Source organism: Paenibacillus sp. YAE3 (assembly GCF_057546105.1).
In genome coordinates, this window is sequence record NZ_BAAIYF010000014.1 from 78,211 (window position 1) to 95,371 (window position 17,161).

The 17,161-nt window shown below is 49.6% G+C and carries 12 protein-coding genes and 1 pseudogene; 12 read left to right on the plus strand and 1 reads right to left on the minus strand.

From position 1 onward, the window contains the following. Positions 1-39 precede the first annotated feature (39 nt). The 5 genes from AC27KL_RS23405 to AC27KL_RS23425 all read left to right on the plus strand — a co-directional run bounded on the left by AC27KL_RS23405 (position 40) and on the right by AC27KL_RS23425 (position 6,567). A complete protein-coding gene (locus AC27KL_RS23405) occupies positions 40-1,788 on the plus strand; it encodes a sensor histidine kinase (RefSeq protein WP_487171254.1) in 1,749 nt (582 codons plus the stop codon). Further along, a complete protein-coding gene (locus tag AC27KL_RS23410) occupies positions 1,785-3,317 on the plus strand; it encodes a response regulator transcription factor (protein WP_487171255.1) in 1,533 nt (510 codons plus the stop codon). The genes AC27KL_RS23405 and AC27KL_RS23410 overlap by 4 nt, the downstream gene beginning before the upstream one ends. 114 nt (positions 3,318-3,431) lie before the next feature. Further along, positions 3,432-4,718 carry an ABC transporter substrate-binding protein gene (locus AC27KL_RS23415; RefSeq protein ID WP_487171256.1) on the plus strand — a complete coding sequence of 429 codons (1,287 nt, stop codon included), beginning with the start codon at positions 3,432-3,434 and terminating at the stop codon, positions 4,716-4,718. Between the two features lie 74 nt (positions 4,719-4,792). After that, the gene (locus AC27KL_RS23420; RefSeq protein ID WP_487171257.1) at positions 4,793-5,677 is read left to right on the plus strand and encodes a carbohydrate ABC transporter permease; all 885 of its coding nucleotides are present in this window, start codon (positions 4,793-4,795) and stop codon (positions 5,675-5,677) included. Next, a complete protein-coding gene (locus tag AC27KL_RS23425; protein ID WP_487171258.1) occupies positions 5,674-6,567 on the plus strand; it encodes a carbohydrate ABC transporter permease in 894 nt (297 codons plus the stop codon). Before AC27KL_RS23420 ends, AC27KL_RS23425 begins: the two co-directional genes overlap by 4 nt. A 99-nt stretch (positions 6,568-6,666) precedes the next feature. Here the strand turns inward: AC27KL_RS23425 and AC27KL_RS23430 are convergent. Beyond that, positions 6,667-7,042: pseudogene (locus AC27KL_RS23430) on the minus strand (IS66 family transposase); the annotation flags it as partial. Positions 7,043-7,233: 191 nt separating this feature from the next. On the opposite strand from AC27KL_RS23430, the gene AC27KL_RS23435 reads away from it, so the two are divergent. The 7 genes from AC27KL_RS23435 (at position 7,234) to AC27KL_RS23465 (ending at position 17,100) form a co-directional block, all read left to right on the plus strand. Beyond that, positions 7,234-8,580: an ABC transporter substrate-binding protein gene (locus AC27KL_RS23435; RefSeq protein ID WP_487171259.1), complete on the plus strand. Its 1,347-nt coding sequence runs from the start codon at positions 7,234-7,236 to the stop codon at positions 8,578-8,580. Positions 8,581-8,656: 76 nt separating this feature from the next. Next, positions 8,657-9,580 (plus strand): carbohydrate ABC transporter permease, encoded by a 924-nt coding sequence (locus tag AC27KL_RS23440; protein ID WP_487171260.1) that lies wholly within the window; start codon positions 8,657-8,659, stop codon positions 9,578-9,580. 1 nt (position 9,581) lies between these two features. Further along, positions 9,582-10,409 carry a carbohydrate ABC transporter permease gene (locus AC27KL_RS23445; protein ID WP_487171261.1) on the plus strand — a complete coding sequence of 276 codons (828 nt, stop codon included), beginning with the start codon at positions 9,582-9,584 and terminating at the stop codon, positions 10,407-10,409. A gap of 96 nt (positions 10,410-10,505) precedes the next feature. After that, positions 10,506-12,077: a glycoside hydrolase family 43 protein gene (locus AC27KL_RS23450; protein ID WP_487171262.1), complete on the plus strand. Its 1,572-nt coding sequence runs from the start codon at positions 10,506-10,508 to the stop codon at positions 12,075-12,077. A 100-nt stretch (positions 12,078-12,177) separates the two neighbouring features. Then, on the plus strand, positions 12,178-13,983 hold the full coding sequence (locus AC27KL_RS23455; protein ID WP_487171263.1) for a cache domain-containing sensor histidine kinase: 1,806 nt from the start codon (positions 12,178-12,180) through the stop codon (positions 13,981-13,983). Then, on the plus strand, positions 13,980-15,566 hold the full coding sequence (locus tag AC27KL_RS23460; RefSeq protein ID WP_487171264.1) for a response regulator: 1,587 nt from the start codon (positions 13,980-13,982) through the stop codon (positions 15,564-15,566). The genes AC27KL_RS23455 and AC27KL_RS23460 overlap by 4 nt, the downstream gene beginning before the upstream one ends. Before the next feature lie 382 nt (positions 15,567-15,948). Next, complete coding sequence (locus tag AC27KL_RS23465; RefSeq protein WP_487171293.1) at positions 15,949-17,100, plus strand: glycoside hydrolase family 88 protein; 1,152 nt, start codon at positions 15,949-15,951, stop codon at positions 17,098-17,100. Positions 17,101-17,161 lie beyond the last annotated feature (61 nt).

Below are 17,161 nucleotides of genomic sequence, written 5' to 3' on the forward strand. Positions count from 1 at the left end.
GTAGAATCAAAGTCAAGTTAACAGGAGATGAACATATCGATGTGGAAGCGGGGGTTCAGTTTTCGCAATAAATTAATTGTATCCTTTATGCTTGTAAGCCTATTGCCGGTTGTTCTTGTACAAATTATTTCGTACTACGTCTCAAGCAGTGCGATGAAAGATAAAATCGATGTTCTTGTAAGAGCGAATTTATTGCAGACATCCAAGAGCATGGACACCTCTATACAAGCCTATGATGATATCATCAACCAGATCATCACCAATGATGAGGTGATCCAACTGGTCAATGCCGTTAATTTAGCTAAATCAAACATCGAATTAAGTAAGCGGCGGCTCATCAACATTCTTGCGAGTTACTCCTATGCTAAGGAAGGCATCCGAAGTGTTTCGATTTTTACTGCTGGAGGGGTTAATGTTAGTTATGACCGGCAGACGGGTTCACCTTATGATAATTTATGGGTGCAAGCAGACGATGTAAGAACGCTAACGATTTATAAACAAGCGATTGCTGCACCCAGAACACTGATTTATGAGCCTGTGAAAATCGATAACATCAACAATAAGGAGCAATACGGTTTCCACATGGCCCATAAGCTCATCGATTATAACAATTTAAGCTTGAGCGGAGTCGGCGTTGTCGTCATTACGGTTTATGAATCCGTACTGGCCCAAGCGATAAACTTAACGGAATTGAGTTCATCGTCGCCTAACGACATCGATAATCGTAATTATCTTGTAAACAAGCAGGGAGTTATCGTCTCCTCGCCGGATAAATCAGCCATTGGCAGTACGATTTCAAGTGTTTCCTCACATTCCACGATACGGAATGAATTTCTCAATAGCAAAAGCGGTCTGATTATCAACAACTTGATCGATGAGAATGAATTGTTCAACGAGATGTACGCAATGAGGCGTCTCAGCATTCTCATTGGTTTGCTGGCAGTACTGGTTACCATCATTCTTATTTACTATTTCTCCGGAAGATTGTCATCATCCATTCGCAATATTCTGCGAGGTATGAAAGTGGCCCAGCAAGGTATTCTAAATGTTCAGATTGACAACGAACAGTCCAAGGATGAGATTTCCCATATTGCGTTTGGGTTCAATAAATTAATGCAGCGAATCAATGAACTGATGGTTGAAACCAAGAAAGCGGTAGATAAGCAGAAGGAAGCCGAGATTCGAGCACTGGAGGCCCAAATCAACCCTCACTTTCTCTATAATACACTTGATTCTATTAACTGGATGGCGATAGAAAAAGAAGAGCATCAAATCAGCGCTATGCTGAAAGGACTAGCACAGATACTCCGGTACAGCATTAAAGACAGTAACAAACGGGTTACGGTTCGCGAGGAGCTGCAGTGGATGGATCGATACATTTATTTGCAGCAATACCGTTTCCGTTCTTCGTTCCGATGCGAAATTCAATGTTCGGATGAAGCGCTATCATTTCCGATTCCGAAACTGCTGCTCCAGCCAATCATTGAGAATGCGATCATTCATGGATTCGAAGGACGCAAGGAAGGCGGCTTATTACAGCTTACGATATCGATTGCCGAGGATCAATCGCTCGTAATCGTCGTAAAGGATAATGGAGTCGGCATGGATGAAGAATGCTTGAATGCAATACATTCTGCACCACAGGGGGTCGGCATGCAGAATGTTAGGGAGCGTCTTGAAATTTATTATGGAAATCAATCCATGTTTCATGTAGAGAGTGTTAAGGGCGTAGGGACCGTCGTCGTCATCCAACTACCGTATAGGAGCGAAAGGGAGGATGCAAGATGAGGATTGTCGTCGTCGAAGATGAAGCCAATGCAAGAGAAGGTATCGTTCGACTTATTGAACGAATCAATGCTGCGTATCAGGTTGTAGCGGAAGCTGAAAACGGCCAGGAAGGATTCGAGTGCATCGACCGCATCCGGCCTGATCTGGTCATTACGGATATTAAGATGCCCGTCATGTCGGGCATCGAAATGCTGGACAAGTTGAAGAAAATCGGGCATACACACAAAACGATTGTTCTGACCGGATATTCTGAATTTGAATATGCAAGAAAAGCGCTGCAATTAGGAGTCGTGGATTACTTGGAGAAGCCGATCACAGCCAATGATTTAAGAGCAGCACTATTGACCATCGAACAGGAATTAGTCGATCAGCAATTGCTGGGGCTTCCGAATCTTCCACCGGCTGAGCAAGCAGAGCATTTGATCGTCAGGACCATTACGCGCGACGATGTGAATACTTCTCTCGTAAGCCGCTACTTGGAACGAATTGTGGCGGTAGATGCTAATCGCCCCTTTCAATGGGTTCAGTGGTATGCCGGAGCACGTTTCAATGATGTCTGGGAAGAGATCAAGGGCATATGGCAAGACAAGTCATTTAGAGATAACAGTAGTTTCTTATTCGCTGTGCCTACGGATCGTTCCATTAATCTGTTAATGCCTCAAGATCTGTATGAGGGAGCAGTAACACTGCTCAGTATGGACGCGATTCTCAAGAACGCAGAACAGCAGGTCGTTATCAGCATGACACGTTTAGAGAATCTATCTGAGATGCGCGATGGATTCAGACAGCTATGCCAATATCGCAAATGGTCGATCATAGACACCAATTTGGCGATCTTAAGCGAGAAGGCGATAGGGTCATTGAACGTGAAGCAATTTCATTATCCGGAGCAGTTGGAGAACCGGATGAGAGCCGCTGTTACCGATTCTAATGGGAAGCAGCTGCAGCAAGCCATCACAGACTGGATTAATTTTTGCTATGGCGCTATCTATCCTCCTGATCAACTCATTGATGCAACGACGCGCTTTGTATTGACACTACTAAACCTATTGGCTAGGGAGTATGGGAATGAAATTACCTATGAGCGGCAAAAGAGTTGGCTAGAAGCGATTGTACACGCACAGACGAAATCGGAGTTTATTGCTGCACTACAATCAATTGAAAAACAAACAGTAGCATTATTTAAGAAAGATCAAGTTTACAGCCTGAGCGTGAATAAAGCACTAAGGTTGATCCACAGCCACTATACACAGGGAATCACATTGGAAGAGATTGCCTCGATGCTTCGTATTACACCTGAATATTTAAGCACGTTATTCAACAAAGAAGTAGGGAAAACCTATTCAGCCTACATGAAAGAAATACGTATAAACCGGGCCAAGCAGCTGCTGATCCATTCGGAAATGAAGATATTCGAAATCGCGGAAAATATCGGTTATCCGGATGCCAAATATTTTTCGCGCGTCTTTAAAGAAAGTACGGGGATCTCGCCTGGCGAATACCAGCGTCTGCATAAAGATCAAGGTTGAAATGAGCTTATAATAGTCCACCTTTATTATGTATTTCAAATTTTCAGAGCGCTTTCATAAAGCTACAATGAGGATGTAATCAATTACAGATCGAAGATTCGAGGGGGTAGCGCTATGAGAAAAAAGAAGTTTGGGGTACTCGGATTGATGATGGCTCTATTGTTTTCTGTTTTACTTGGAGCCTGCGGCAACAGTGATGAAAAGCCTAACGGGGCCAGTAAACAGACAGCTTCGCAATCTGAAGCAGAGGAGAAAAAGGCAGCCGAAACGAAAAAGCTCACCCTGTGGTTCTATTTTGAGGGTAAGGAGCGTTTCGACAAAATTAAAGCGCTTACCGATGGCTTTAACAAAGAGCATCCAAATGTTGTAATCGAACCTGTTTATGTGCCATTTGCAGATTTCAAGAAGCGCTTGTCGATCGGTTTGGCATCAGCTGACCTGCCTGATCTCGTTATTATTGATAACCCGGATCACGCGGCATATGCGGCAATGGGATTATTCGCCGATATTACGGACCGTCTTGCTGAATGGCCGGATAAGGATCAGTTCTTCCCTGGGCCATGGAGCTCGACGATTTATGACGGCAAGCAATACGGCGTACCGCTTGGCAGTAATAATCTAGCATTATTTTATAATGAAAAATTATTGAAGGATTCAGGTGTCACACCTCCGCAAACGTGGGATGAGCTTCGAGCAGCTGCGAAAAAGCTTACCAAGGATGGCGTTACGGGATTTGGAATAAGCGCGCCGGCCAATGAAGAAGGGACATTCCAGTTTCTCCCTTGGCTGTTGTCTGCGGGGGCAACTTATGACAACTTGAACACACCAGAAGGCGCTAAGGCATTCGGTTTTCTAGGGGATCTCGTGAAAGATGGTTCGATGAGTACAGAGGTCATCAACTGGACGCAGTCCGACCTGATGAAGAAGTTCGCAACGGGTAAAGTCGCCATGATGATTAATGGTCCTTGGCAGCTTCCTGAATTGAAAACGACGGCTCCTGAACTGAAATACGGCCTTGCACTCGTACCGAAGGACAAGGAGTTTGCATCGGTGCTCGGAGGTGAAAACCTTGGTGTTGTGAAAGGTGATAACGAGGCCGAAGCGGTCGAATTCATCAAATATGTCACTTCGCCAGAGGTGCTTACAACATTCGCTCAAAGTTTCGGTTATTTCCCTACGCGTAAAGACGTAGCAGCTGATCCGTATTGGTCGGAGAACGAGCAACTCAAAGTGTTTACGGAAAATATGAACTATGCGCAGCCTCGTGGTCCACATCCAAAATGGCCGGAAATCTCCAATGTTATGTCAGAGGCTCTTGTGGAATCACTGACGCAGGATGCTCCTGTATCCGACATCACGAAAAATGCTCAGGAAAAAATCAATAAAATTCTGGGGAAATAAGATATACGGCAAAACACGGAGTACGTGTAAAGCTTCATGTACTCCGATTCTTTAACCGGAAGGTGTAATGAACGATGGCGATGTCCAAAGAACGAATAGCTGGGTACTTGTTTGTACTCCCCGCGCTAATCTATATGCTGATTTTTGTTGGATATCCAATGATTGATAACATTCGATTGAGCTTTATCGACGTCAACGTCATGAATATCGCTACAGGAGATCAACCATTCGTGGGGTGGGATAATTACAAAGAATTATTCCAGGAAGGGATACTTGGCAAAGCGTTGCTTAATACGTTGATCTACACGGTAGGTAGTATCCTTATTCAGTTTATCATCGGTTTGGGATTGGCCATGTTGTTTTCGCTTCCATTTCGGCTAGCTCCGCGTCTTAGAGGTCTTGTTATGATTAGTTGGCTGCTGCCAGCTACGATTACAGCGATGATGTTCAAGTTTATATTCAGTTCGGATGGAATTGCTAATGAACTATTAATGCAATTGCATATCATTGACCAGCCAATTGAGTGGCTCGTCAAGCCGGTCACCGCGATGATCGTTCTAATCGTAGCAAACAGCTGGATCGGTGTTCCGTTCAATATGATTTTGCTTACGACAGGGTTAACTACGATCCCGCGAGATATATATGAAAGTGCCTCGATCGATGGAGCGAACGTCGTCCAGCGGTTTTACAAAATTACGCTGCCGCTGTTAAAGCCAACCATTATGTCATTGCTCGTACTTGGCTTCATCTATACCTTTAAAGTGTTTGAGTTGGTGCTGATTACGACGCACGGAGGACCCGTCAATGCAACGCAGATGATGTCAACCTATGCTTACAAGCTTTCGTTCGATGAATTCAAATACAGTCAAGGAGCCGCGGTATCCAATGTCATGTTCCTTGTTCTTCTTATCGTCGGAATCATCTACCTAAGAATTGTGAATAAGGGGGAACGGGCATGAAAAACCCCGGACATGCTGTACGAATAACGCAGCCAGCGAACGCTCAAGCAAGAGGGAAACAGAAATTTAAACGTTCGATTGTGCCAACTTTAAGTATACTGCTTGTAGCCATGTTTCTGTTTCCGGTCTATTGGCTGGTTGTAACGTCACTCAAAACGGAAGCGGAGATATTTCAATCCCCGCCTACATGGTTTCCCAATCATCTTCAATTGGATTCCTATATCAACCAATTGTCCGGATCCTCCTATGATTTGTTCAAGGGGTTCAAGAACAGCGCGATTATCGCTTTTGGAGCGTTAGCCGTCTCTACGTTGCTGGCCATTCCGGCCTCCTACGGACTTGCACGTTTCCGGTTCCCAGGCAGATATTTATTTTTGCTCATGTTTCTAGTGACACAGATGCTTCCTGCATCGCTGCTGCTAACGCCCTTGTTTATTATGTTCAAGCATATGGGGTTGCTTGGGGCTAATTACTGGAGCACGATTTTGGCTAACGCAACTGCGGGTATTCCGTTTTCAATCGTTACGCTGCGCACCTATTTCGTCACCCTGCCGAAGGAGCTTGAAGAATCAGCAAAGATCGACGGATGCAATACGTTTACGACTTTTTATCGCATCATGCTGCCAATCGCCGTGCCGGGTGTCGTTGTAGCCATGGTATTCTCGTTCTTGTTTGCGTGGGGCGATCTGGCCTATGGTATGACCTTTATTAGCAAAGAAAGCATGCGGCCTATTACAGCAGGTATATATACATTCCTGGGATTCCAAAGTACTTCATGGAACAATACGATGGCTTTTGGTACGGTTAGTATATTACCGGTTGTCCTTATCTTTCTATTCGTACAACGATTCATTGTCAGTGGATTAACAAATGGGGCAGTTAAAGGATGAATTATGGGTAATGGCAGCCTATTTTCTGGTCGTATATAATGGACTTGTCATAAAAAATGCTTGCCGTTGGATTTCCGCGTAGCAAGCATTTTTTATGTGTTAAAACGGACAAATTACAGAATTTGTGCGAAATTGCACTTCGTGTATAAATATGCATTTAGACCAATGAGGATATACCAGCGATTGAGGATCTTTCGGATCGTCAAGCTGCGGCAGCTGTTCGAACAGGTACTTCAAATATTGAAACGGGTTCAAACCGTTCTCCTTCTCCGTTTCAATCAAGCTGCAGATCATCGCGCTCGCCTCTGCATCGCGCAGTTCCTCAGCCCGATGATCACAAACGGCTTGATTGACATTTCGCTTCGGTTGTTGTCGATCTCTATCCGTCCATGCCTTAGGAAAACCGTCAGTTTCTCCCACTGGTTCAAGCTGAGGGTGATTGCCTCTCGCCAAGCCTGCTCTTGGGCAGCACTTTCCCTCACTGCTGACGCAGCCAGCCCAACCTCCCTACTTCTTAAATTCCCGCATATCAAGCTTAAAAAACAGCATACTAAGCAATTTGGGTCTATGATAACTTTAAGACACGGAAATGATAGCGGTGTTCATATATCTGGCACCGTTCCTTCTGACGAATGAAGAAGCAAAAAAAGGGAGGCTCACCCAGCAATGATAAAGCACAAAAAAACAATGGCATTATCCGTTACTATCGTCATGGCGCTTTCACTTATCCTGTCGGCCTGTGGTGGCAACAACGATAGCGGCAAGGCTAACTCAAACACGGCTTCGCCTTCGAGCGAACCAGCGAAGAAAGAAGTTACGTTCACCATCGGCTATGCAACCGGTGACCCGGCAACGAAACAGGCGATGGCGGACGCAGTCGCGGCATTCACAAAAGCCAATCCGAACATCAAGATCAATGACCTGTCCGAGGGAGGCTCGATGGCCTACCTGGATTGGCTTAAGACGAAGGAAGCCGTGGGTGAATTTCCGGACCTGATCGAGATGCGCGATACCCAATTGTTCGCGGAAGCGGGTAAGATTGCGGAACTTCCACAGGAATGGCTCGATTTGGTCGCGGATGCGCCTACGCTGAATGACAAGCATTATACCGCACCGATCGTCGGCGCGTTCCCGCATGGGATCATCTACAGCAAGAAGGCGTATGAAAACGCCGGGATAACGGCAGAGCCGAAGACGTATGACGAATTTCTCGCAGCTCAAGAGAAGCTGAAGTCGAGCGGCATTACGCCACTGACCTTCGGAGGCAAAGATATTTTCCACTGGGGATTCTGGATCAACAAATTCTTCATGGACGATATGTTCGCCGACGATCCGGAATGGAACGCTAAGCGGACCAAGGGCGAAGTAAGCTTCACCGACGCCGGCCCGATGCAGGCGATGACGGACTTTACGGAGCTGTTCACCAAGGGCTATGTGGAAAAAGGGTGGGCGAGCACGGCTGACAACCAGACGGCTTCGATGCTGGTGACAGGCAAAGCAGCTCAATTATTCTCCGGTCCTTGGATGTTCGCACAGATCTCGCAAGCCGATCCGAACTTCGATTTCGGCTGGTACCCGGTTCCGGACCGTAAAGGCAGAATCGTCGTCAACGGAGCGAACAACCTGCAAGGCTGGGCGATCTCGACCGCGGCGAACAAGGATGCGGACAAGCAAGCGGCCATAACGGAATTCGTGAAGTTCTTCTTCTCGAAGGATCAATATACGAAGTTCGTGCAGGCGGTCAACGGCATCCCGACGACGAAGGAAACGATCACGTATGAGGCTTCGCCGCAGATGAACCGCGTGCTTGAGGTAATGAACGACCCGAATACGATCAAGTCCATGCAGATCAACGCTTTCTGGGGCGAAGCCCAGATGCCGACACAATGGAGAAACTGGTTCTACAAGCTGGCGCAGGAGTGGCTGACCAAAGGCGACTTTAGTGCGGAGTATATGAAGAAAGCCGACGCGGAGTGGGATGCCAACGTGAAGGCGAACACAGCCGCGAAATAAAATCTTGATTGCCCGAGATGAGAAGCAGCCGGCTACGGCTGCTCCTCCTCACACAGCAGGCTTTAGGAGTGAGCGCATGGCTAACAAAGAAACGATACCCGTAATCGCAACTGGAACAGCCAAAAAGAGAATCCGGCTTTCCTATTCGATTTGGTTTATTCTTCCTGCTTTTATCCTGTATACCGCATTCGTTATCTATCCGACTTTAAACAGCATGAACCTCAGCTTCACGAGCTGGGATGGTGTCAGTAATGAGATACGTTATATCGGCTTCGACAATTTCGTGGAGATGTTCCACAGCGAACGCGTCTACAACGCATTGAAGAACACGTTGATTCTGTCCATCTCGTTAGTCGTTCTTGAGAACATTGCAGCTCTTATTCTCGCCATTCTGGTGGATCAGGTGCGCTGGTTTAAAAGCTTGTTCCGTAGCATCTTCTATTTTCCCGTCTTGCTTAGCGGGATCGTCATGGGTTTCGTATGGGCGATCATCTTCAACTATAACTTTGGCGTTATCTCCCAATTGCTCGACCGGATCGGCCTAAGCGATTGGAAAATCGATTGGCTGGGCAGTCCGAATTATGCGCTCTTGGCCATCATCATCACCACCGTCTGGAAGGGCTCGGGCTACTATATGATTATTTACTTGGCGGGGCTTCAGGGCATTCCGCCGGAACTGAACGAAGCGGCCGCGATTGACGGGGCGAACCGCTGGCAGCGATTCCGTCACATTACGTTCCCGCTCCTGGCGGGCGCCATGACAGTCAGCGTCATGTTATCTATGATCGGCGCGCTGAAGATCTTCGATCAGATTGCTGTCATGACGGACGGCGGCCCAGGCTTCTCGACCGAGACGCTCACATACATCGTCTATAAGGTAGGCTTCGGTGAGCTCCGCCAAGGATACGGAACCGCACTGTCGCTGATGCTGTTCGTCTTAATTCTTATCGTGTCCCTGATCCAGATTAAGCTGCTTCGCAAACGGGAGGTGCAGATGTAGCATGGACAAGGCCAAACTTCGCATTGAAATCATCATGTTCATTGCGGCTCTCGTATTAGCAGTTCTGTTCTTCTTTCCCGTCTTCTTCAGCTTGATATCGGCGTTCAAGACGAACGGGGAGATTCTGCGGAACGCCATATCGCTTCCGGCGGGTTTGTATTTGGACAGCTTCAAGTATCTGCTGACGCAGACGGATTTTCCAAAGGCGATGCTCAACAGCCTAATACTGACCGTCATATCCATCGTATGCATGATCGGCATCATCCCGATGGCCGCTTATGCGATCGAGCGCACCGGGAAGAAGTGGACGAATGCCGTGTACGTCTATTTCCTGGCGGGGATGATGATCCCGTTCCAAGTATACATGATTCCGCTGTTCAAAGAGATGAAAACGCTGAGTCTATACGGCACATTGACGGCCCCGATCCTGATCTATATTTCCGGTTCGGTCGGCATGGGCGTCCTGCTCTATACGAGCTTCATCAAAGGCATTCCGGCTGAGATCGAGGAAGCCGCAGCGATCGACGGCTGTACCCGGGTGCGGACGTTCTGGCAGATCGTGTTCCCGCTGCTCGGCCCGTGTACTGCAAGTATGGTCGTGCTTCAGGGCCTCGGGATATGGAACGACTTCCTCATGCCAAGTCTGGTGCTCCATTCCGATCAACGGACGCTGATAGTCGAGATCTTCCGATTCGTCGGCGAGCTTGCTTCGCAATGGGATTTGGTATTCGCCGGCACGACGATGTCCATCGTTCCCGTTCTGATCGTGTTCATCGCCCTGCAAAAGTATTTCGTCAAAGGGATCGCTGCAGGCGCTACGAAAGGGTAAGGCGAGGGGCCGCTCCTGGCGTTCAGGTGCGGTTTTTCGCATATCGATTAAGTGCTAATCCATTAAACAATGCGAACACTGAAGGAGGGTAATACGATGATTCACAATCCGATCTTACGCGGGTTTAACCCCGACGCCTCAGCTATCCGGGTCGGAGATGATTACTACATCGCCACCTCGACCTTCGAATGGTTCCCTGGCGTTCTCATTCACCATTCCAAGGATCTTGTCCATTGGAGACCGCTCACGCATGTCTTGACCCGCGAGAGCCAGCTGAATTTAAGAGGCGTTCCGAGCTCCGGTGGAATTTGGGCTCCTTCCCTTAGCTATGACGAAGGGATGTATTATCTATGCTTTACCAATGTGGTCGGCCGCAAAGGCGTATATAAGGATCTCCATAATTACGTCGTGATGGCGCCCTCCATCGAAGGTCCATGGTCCGAGCCAATCTATCTCAATTCCAGCGGTTTCGACCATTTCTTATTCCATGACACGGACGGCCGCAAGTATCTGTTCAATATGCAGTGGGATTTCCGCAAAGGCAAGAATCGGTTTGCCGGTATCATCATGCAGGAGTATGATCCGGGCGAGCGGAAGTTGACGGGTCCGGTCAAGCTGGTGACCCAAGGGACGGATCTTGGCGTTACAGAAGGCCCGATGGTGTACAAGAAGGGCGGATATTATTACCTGCTCGTAGCGGAAGGAGGCACAGGCATCAATCACGCGGCGACGCTGATGCGTTCCCGGGCGGTAGAAGGGCCGTACGAGATTGATCCGCACTATCCCATCCTGACGACGAAAGGCCATCCCGAGTACCCGCTGCAGAAGGCAGGTCACGGTTCGCTCATCGAGACGCAGAACGGAGAGTGGTATATGGTGCATATTTGCAGCAGACAGCTACCGGACGGGAGCGGATTAAGTCCGCTCGGCCGAGAGACCTCGATTCAGAAACTAACCTGGACCGAAGACGGCTGGCTGCGTCTGTCCTCGGGCGGCAGACTGCCTGAGCTGCAGGTGCCCGAGCCGGCGCTTCCTCCACATCCGTTCACGGTGGAACCCGAGCGGGATGAGTTCGATGATGCGAGACTCAGCGTCCATTGGCATACCCTTCGTACGCCTGCGGATTCCTCATGGATCAGTCTGACGGAACGTCCAGGCTATCTGCGTCTTCGAGGGAGAGAATCCTTGTATTCAATTCATCGGCAGAGCATGGTCGCAAGGCGCATCCAGAGCTTTCGCTGTGAGATCGAGACATGCTTGGAGTTCGAGCCGGAGAACTTCAATCAGATGGCCGGACTCGTGCTCTACTATGATGATCAGGATCATTATTATCTGCGGATCAGCCACGATGAGGAACTCGGCAAACATCTGAAAGTCATCGTCAGCGACCAAGGCCAGATTGACGAGTTGGATGCGAAGGCGATTCCAGGCTGGGGCCGCATATATTTGAAAACGTCGATCGACCAGGATAAGCTGCGTTTCAGCTATTCTCAGGACGGCTCGAGCTGGCAGCCGATTGGATCCGAGTTATATACGGGCCTGCTCGCGGACGAATATAAGAACAAATTATCCTTTACGGGCGCGTTCGCAGGGGTGTGCGCGCAGGATTTGAATGGGACGATGCTGCACGCTGACTTTGATTACTTCACCTATCGGGAGTACTCGTAATGCACATGGTCATCCCATGCTTGGCAATGTTATGATGTTAGGGCAGTGATCATGCTCGTAATCCGTATGCGGAACCGGCTATGAAGGAGGCTATCTATCGTTGAGAGCATTCAGATTGAACCGGTTGCGAAGAAGCATTTTTGCGAAGTTCGCGCTGTCCTTCATTATCGTCGGACTCATACCACTTTTCGCCGTAAGCTACTTCTCGCTCAATACGTTCGGCAATTATATGGAGCGGTACTCCATCAATAATTTCGAGCAGATGGTAATGAATGCAGGCAATAACGTGGATGAGTTCTATACCAAATACAATAATATTTCCAAGCTGATGTATTCGTACGGCCAACAGGGTGGCGTTGGGCAATTAGCCAGACGCATCGCGCCCGGAACGTCCAAGAACGACAATGAGGTCGCAGCGGCCGTGGACGATCTGCTGCAGACCGTTGTAGCCACAGATGTGCACATACGCAGCGCAGCCTTCGTGTTCCCGGACGGCAGTTACCGCGATCGAAACCGGATCGGAGGCGTGATCGACTTCCGCGTCGACTTCCCTCCTCCGGAATGGCGTATGGCGCTCTTGGAGCAGCCGAACCAGCTAGTCATGATACCTACGCATCGTCAGGATTATTATTTGAATTCGGGAACCAATGTCCTGACGTTCGCTCGCAATTTGATCGATGTGGTCGGCAGCGCAGGACTGGACGGCAAAGTCGTCGGCAGCTTGTATATGGATATCTCGCTCGATGCGTTCGAAGATATTTTCGAGCGCTTGACCGTGGACCAGCATGACGGTATGTACGTAGTCGACCAGAACGGCTGGATTTTATTCAGCAATAAAACCGATCGAATCGGACAGAGTTTCCATGCTTCTGATTCCGACGCTTATCAATATGTAACGCAGGATCTTCCGAATGCGGGATGGCGCGTCATCGGCGAGGTGAACAAGGATGAATTATTCCGTAAAATCAACGGCATCAAAGGGACGATTGCCCTGGTCATCGCCCTCTCGATCGTCTCGCTCATCATCGTAGCGGTTTGGTTCTCCAATAACCTGTCGAACCCGATCCGCGTCATCATCCGTCATATGGCGAAAGTGGAATCCGGAGATTTCGATACGCAAGTCCCAGTGAGGAGCCCCGACGAAATCGGCATGCTCGCTCGGGGGTTTAATAAGATGACCGACCGGCTCAAAAACTACATTGACGAAGTATACGTAGCTCAGATCAAACAAAAGCAGGCCGAGCTGACCGCCTTGAAGAGCCAGATTCGTCCGCATTACCTATACAATACGCTGGAGGTGATCCGCATGAGCGCGGTCGCCAACGACGATGAGGAAGTGGCAGACATGATCCTCGCTTTGTCCCGGCAATTGAAATATGTGCTGGATTACGGGGAAGAGACCGTGACTCTTCTAGATGAGAAAACAAATATCGAGCAGTATTTTAAATTGATGGAGCTGCGGTACGGCGAGCATCGGCTGGCAATGGACATCCGAATCGGCGTAGATCTGTTGGACTGCAAGCTGCCTAAATTATCTATCCAGCCGTTGGTGGAGAATGCGATCTATCACGGTATTATGCCGAAGATAAGCAAAGGGACGATCCGGATCTCCGCAGACATTGTGGAAGACAAGCTAGTCATTACTGTTGATGATGACGGGATCGGGATGGATCGCGACAAGCTGGAACAGCTGAAGGTGAAGCTTAGCGGTAATTCCATCGGCGGGTCTGCCGGCGATGTTCCTTCGAATCAACATGACAATGGCGGGATCGGTGTCAAGAATGTGCATGACCGGTTAGTAGCGCTTTACGGACCAGGCAATGGCGTCCATCTGAACAGCACGCCGGATATAGGGACTTCCGTAAGGCTGTATCTGCCTTACCGGAGAGAGGGGAGCGGGCCATGACCAATGTCGTTCTTGCTGACGATGAACCGATCATCATCAGAGGCATGAAGAAACTGATCCCCTGGGAGGAACTCGGCATCCGAATCCTAGGGGAGGCGTGGACAGGACGAGGGCTGATGGAGCTGGTGCAGCAGGAGCGTCCGTCAATCGTCATTACCGATATCAGCATGCCGGACGGAACGGGAATCGAGGTGCTGAAGGAGATTGGGAGGCTTGGCCTCGGCACGAAAGTGATCTTCATCAGCGCCTATCAGGAATTCTCTTACGCGAAGGAAGCGCTGGCATTGGGAGCCGTCGACTATCTGGTGAAGCCGATCGAGAAGGAGCTGCTGCTATCAGCGGTCAAGCGTGCCCTATCGCTGCTGCAGGAGGAGTCCGAGGAACGCGAAACCAAGCACAAGCTGGCCCGGTACGAGCACAAGGATCGCAAAACCCAGCTCGAGGAGTTGTTCGATCGCCTGATCGACGGCGACATTCGGAAGGAGGAGGCGCAGGAGAAGCTGCGTATGCTTGGATCCGGGTGCGAATTCGATTGCTACACCGTCTTGCTGCTTGAGCCGGAGCTGCAGAAGTCGGAAGTCCGTTGGGGCGAGCATGAGCGGCGTCTGCTGCTGTTTGCCATCAGCAATATGGCAGAGGAGCTGATGACACGCGTCGCCGCAGGCGTGCTGGTCAGAAAGGGAGACCGAATCTGTGCCATTGTGAATCATAGCCAGGCAACGTCCATGAAGGAGCTCGCTGCGGAGATCAGCCAGCATGCAGCGAACTTCCTGAAGATCACTTTGTCGATTGGAATCGGGGAGGAGCAGCTTGGCATCGAGGGCATTCGCAGTTCCTACCAAACGGCAACGGAAGCGTTGAATCGTAGTTTCTTCGCTGACACCGGGGCAGTTGTGTGCTGGTCGGATGAGAAATGGGAGAGCCTGGTATCAGCTAGAGAGCTTGGCGAAGCGAGGAATCGCGTGCTGGAATCGTTCTTGAAGAAAGACCGGGAGCTGCTGAATGCGGTATGTGAGGCGTTATTCGAGAAGATCGAGCTTCATGTCGGCGGTAGCAGGGAGAAGACGATTATGGCCGCCTACGGCACGATCACGGATTGGGCGGATGGCTTGGCGGAAATCGGAATCGTGCTGGATGAGACCGAGCTCCAGCAGCATTTGAACGCGATGCACGGCTTAGCTAAATACGCCCAGCTTAAGACGTACCTGCGGAACGTCGCGTACAACCTTGCCTTGCGTTTGGAGACAGCAGGCAGGGAAGGCCAGCAGCTAATGACAGTGAAGTCCTATATCGAGAACAACTATCGGGAGAACATCACCCTCGAAGGGGCTGCCTCCAAGATCTTCATGAACCCGTATTACTTCAGCAGCTTTTTCAAGAAACATACGGGGATGAACTTCAAGCAGTATTTGACCGAAGTCCGTATGAAGCAGGCTGTTAAGCTCCTTTTACAGTCCGATCTGATGGTGTACCAGATCGCTGAGGAAGTCGGCTACAACAATGCCAGACAGTTCAGCGACATGTTCAAGAAGCAATACGGGAAGCTGCCGCAGGAGTTCAGGACTTCCGGCGAGTCCAAATAAACGATTCGGATCAGGAAGGCTGCAGAGGGGGTGACCTCATCTGCAGCTTTTGCTATTGCAAGGGCTAGCTACAGCAGGGAAAAGGCAACGCCTCTACATGGAGAGGTGCCCTTTTCTTAAAAAACACACAAGAAACATGAAAAAGAGCATCCAAGTAGAGCGACGGTTTTGTTAGAGTCATATTTGAAGGCGTTTTCCTTCGGGCGACGGGGTCAACATTCTGCGAAAGGCCGACTCTTTCTTCGCATAGCGCAAGAAAGGAACATTTCTGGTCTGTTTACGGCAACTTTCGTTCATTACGAGGGGGTATAATCAAGTCCATTGGAAGCACATGAATGACAAGCTTACAAAAATTTACGACAAGAAAGGTTGGATTTCGACGATGCTGCAAACGAAAGAACAACAATGGCTGCAAGATATCATCGGCAGATTGACGGCGAAGATGGAATGGGTCAGTGAGAAATCCCGTTACAAAATCCCATACACAACGGTTGATGGCACGCATGATGACCGCGCTGCCTATAATCCGTCGGGGGACCTGGCCGATGGCATCAACTGGTGGACCAATGGCTTCTGGGGCGGCATGATGTGGCTGATGCATCACGAGACCGGCAGAGAGGAATACAAAGCAATCGCCGAGATCTCGGAGGAGATGCTGGATCGCTGCTTTGAGGAGTTCTATGGGCTGCATCATGACGTCGGCTTCATGTGGATGCCGACAAGCGTCGCGAACTACAGAGTGACGAAGAATCCGGCATCGCGCCGACGTGCCTTGCATGCTGCGAACCTGTTGGCAGGTCGATTCAACCTGGCCGGCGGTTTTATACGGGCATGGAACGACCTGGAGGAAGGCGATACAAGAGGCTGGGCAATTATCGATTGCATGCTGAACATCCCACTTCTATATTGGGCCTCTGATGAGACGGGTGATCCTCGCTTCAAGCAGATTGCGCTCAAGCATGCTGATACGGCGATGGAAGCTTTCGTCCGACCGGATGGATCGGTAAACCACATCGTGGAATTCGATCCGGAGAATGGCGGCGTCGTTCGCACGTATGGCGGTCAAGGGTATGAGGAAGGTTCCTCGTGGACGAGAGGCCAGGCCTGGGGGCTGTACGGATATATGATGAGTTACAATCATACGCAGAAGGATGAATACTTGCAGACGGCCAAGCGCATCGCGCATTATTTTATGGCGAATATGCCGGAGGACGGCGTCATCCCGGTCGATTTCAGACAGCCTGCAGAGCCTAGGCTGGAAGACGATACGGCAGCTGTGATCGCAGCCTGCGGATTAATCGAGATTGCGAAGGTTGTCGGTAAGTACGAGCAGCGGCTCTATCTGGAGGCGGCGCTGAAATTGCTCCGAGTCGTCGATGAACGCTGTGATTGGTCCCGGGCGTCGGACGCGATCGTTCAGCGCGGTTCTGCGGCGTATCATATGAAGGCCCACCATCACCCGATCATCTATGGCGATTATTTCTTCATGGAAGCCATCTTCAAGCTCAAAGGCAATGACCTGTACCTGTGGTAGGAGCCCTGCTGCGCGATTAACGAACAAGAGGAGTCTAGCTGACCTGGGATGGGATGTCTCG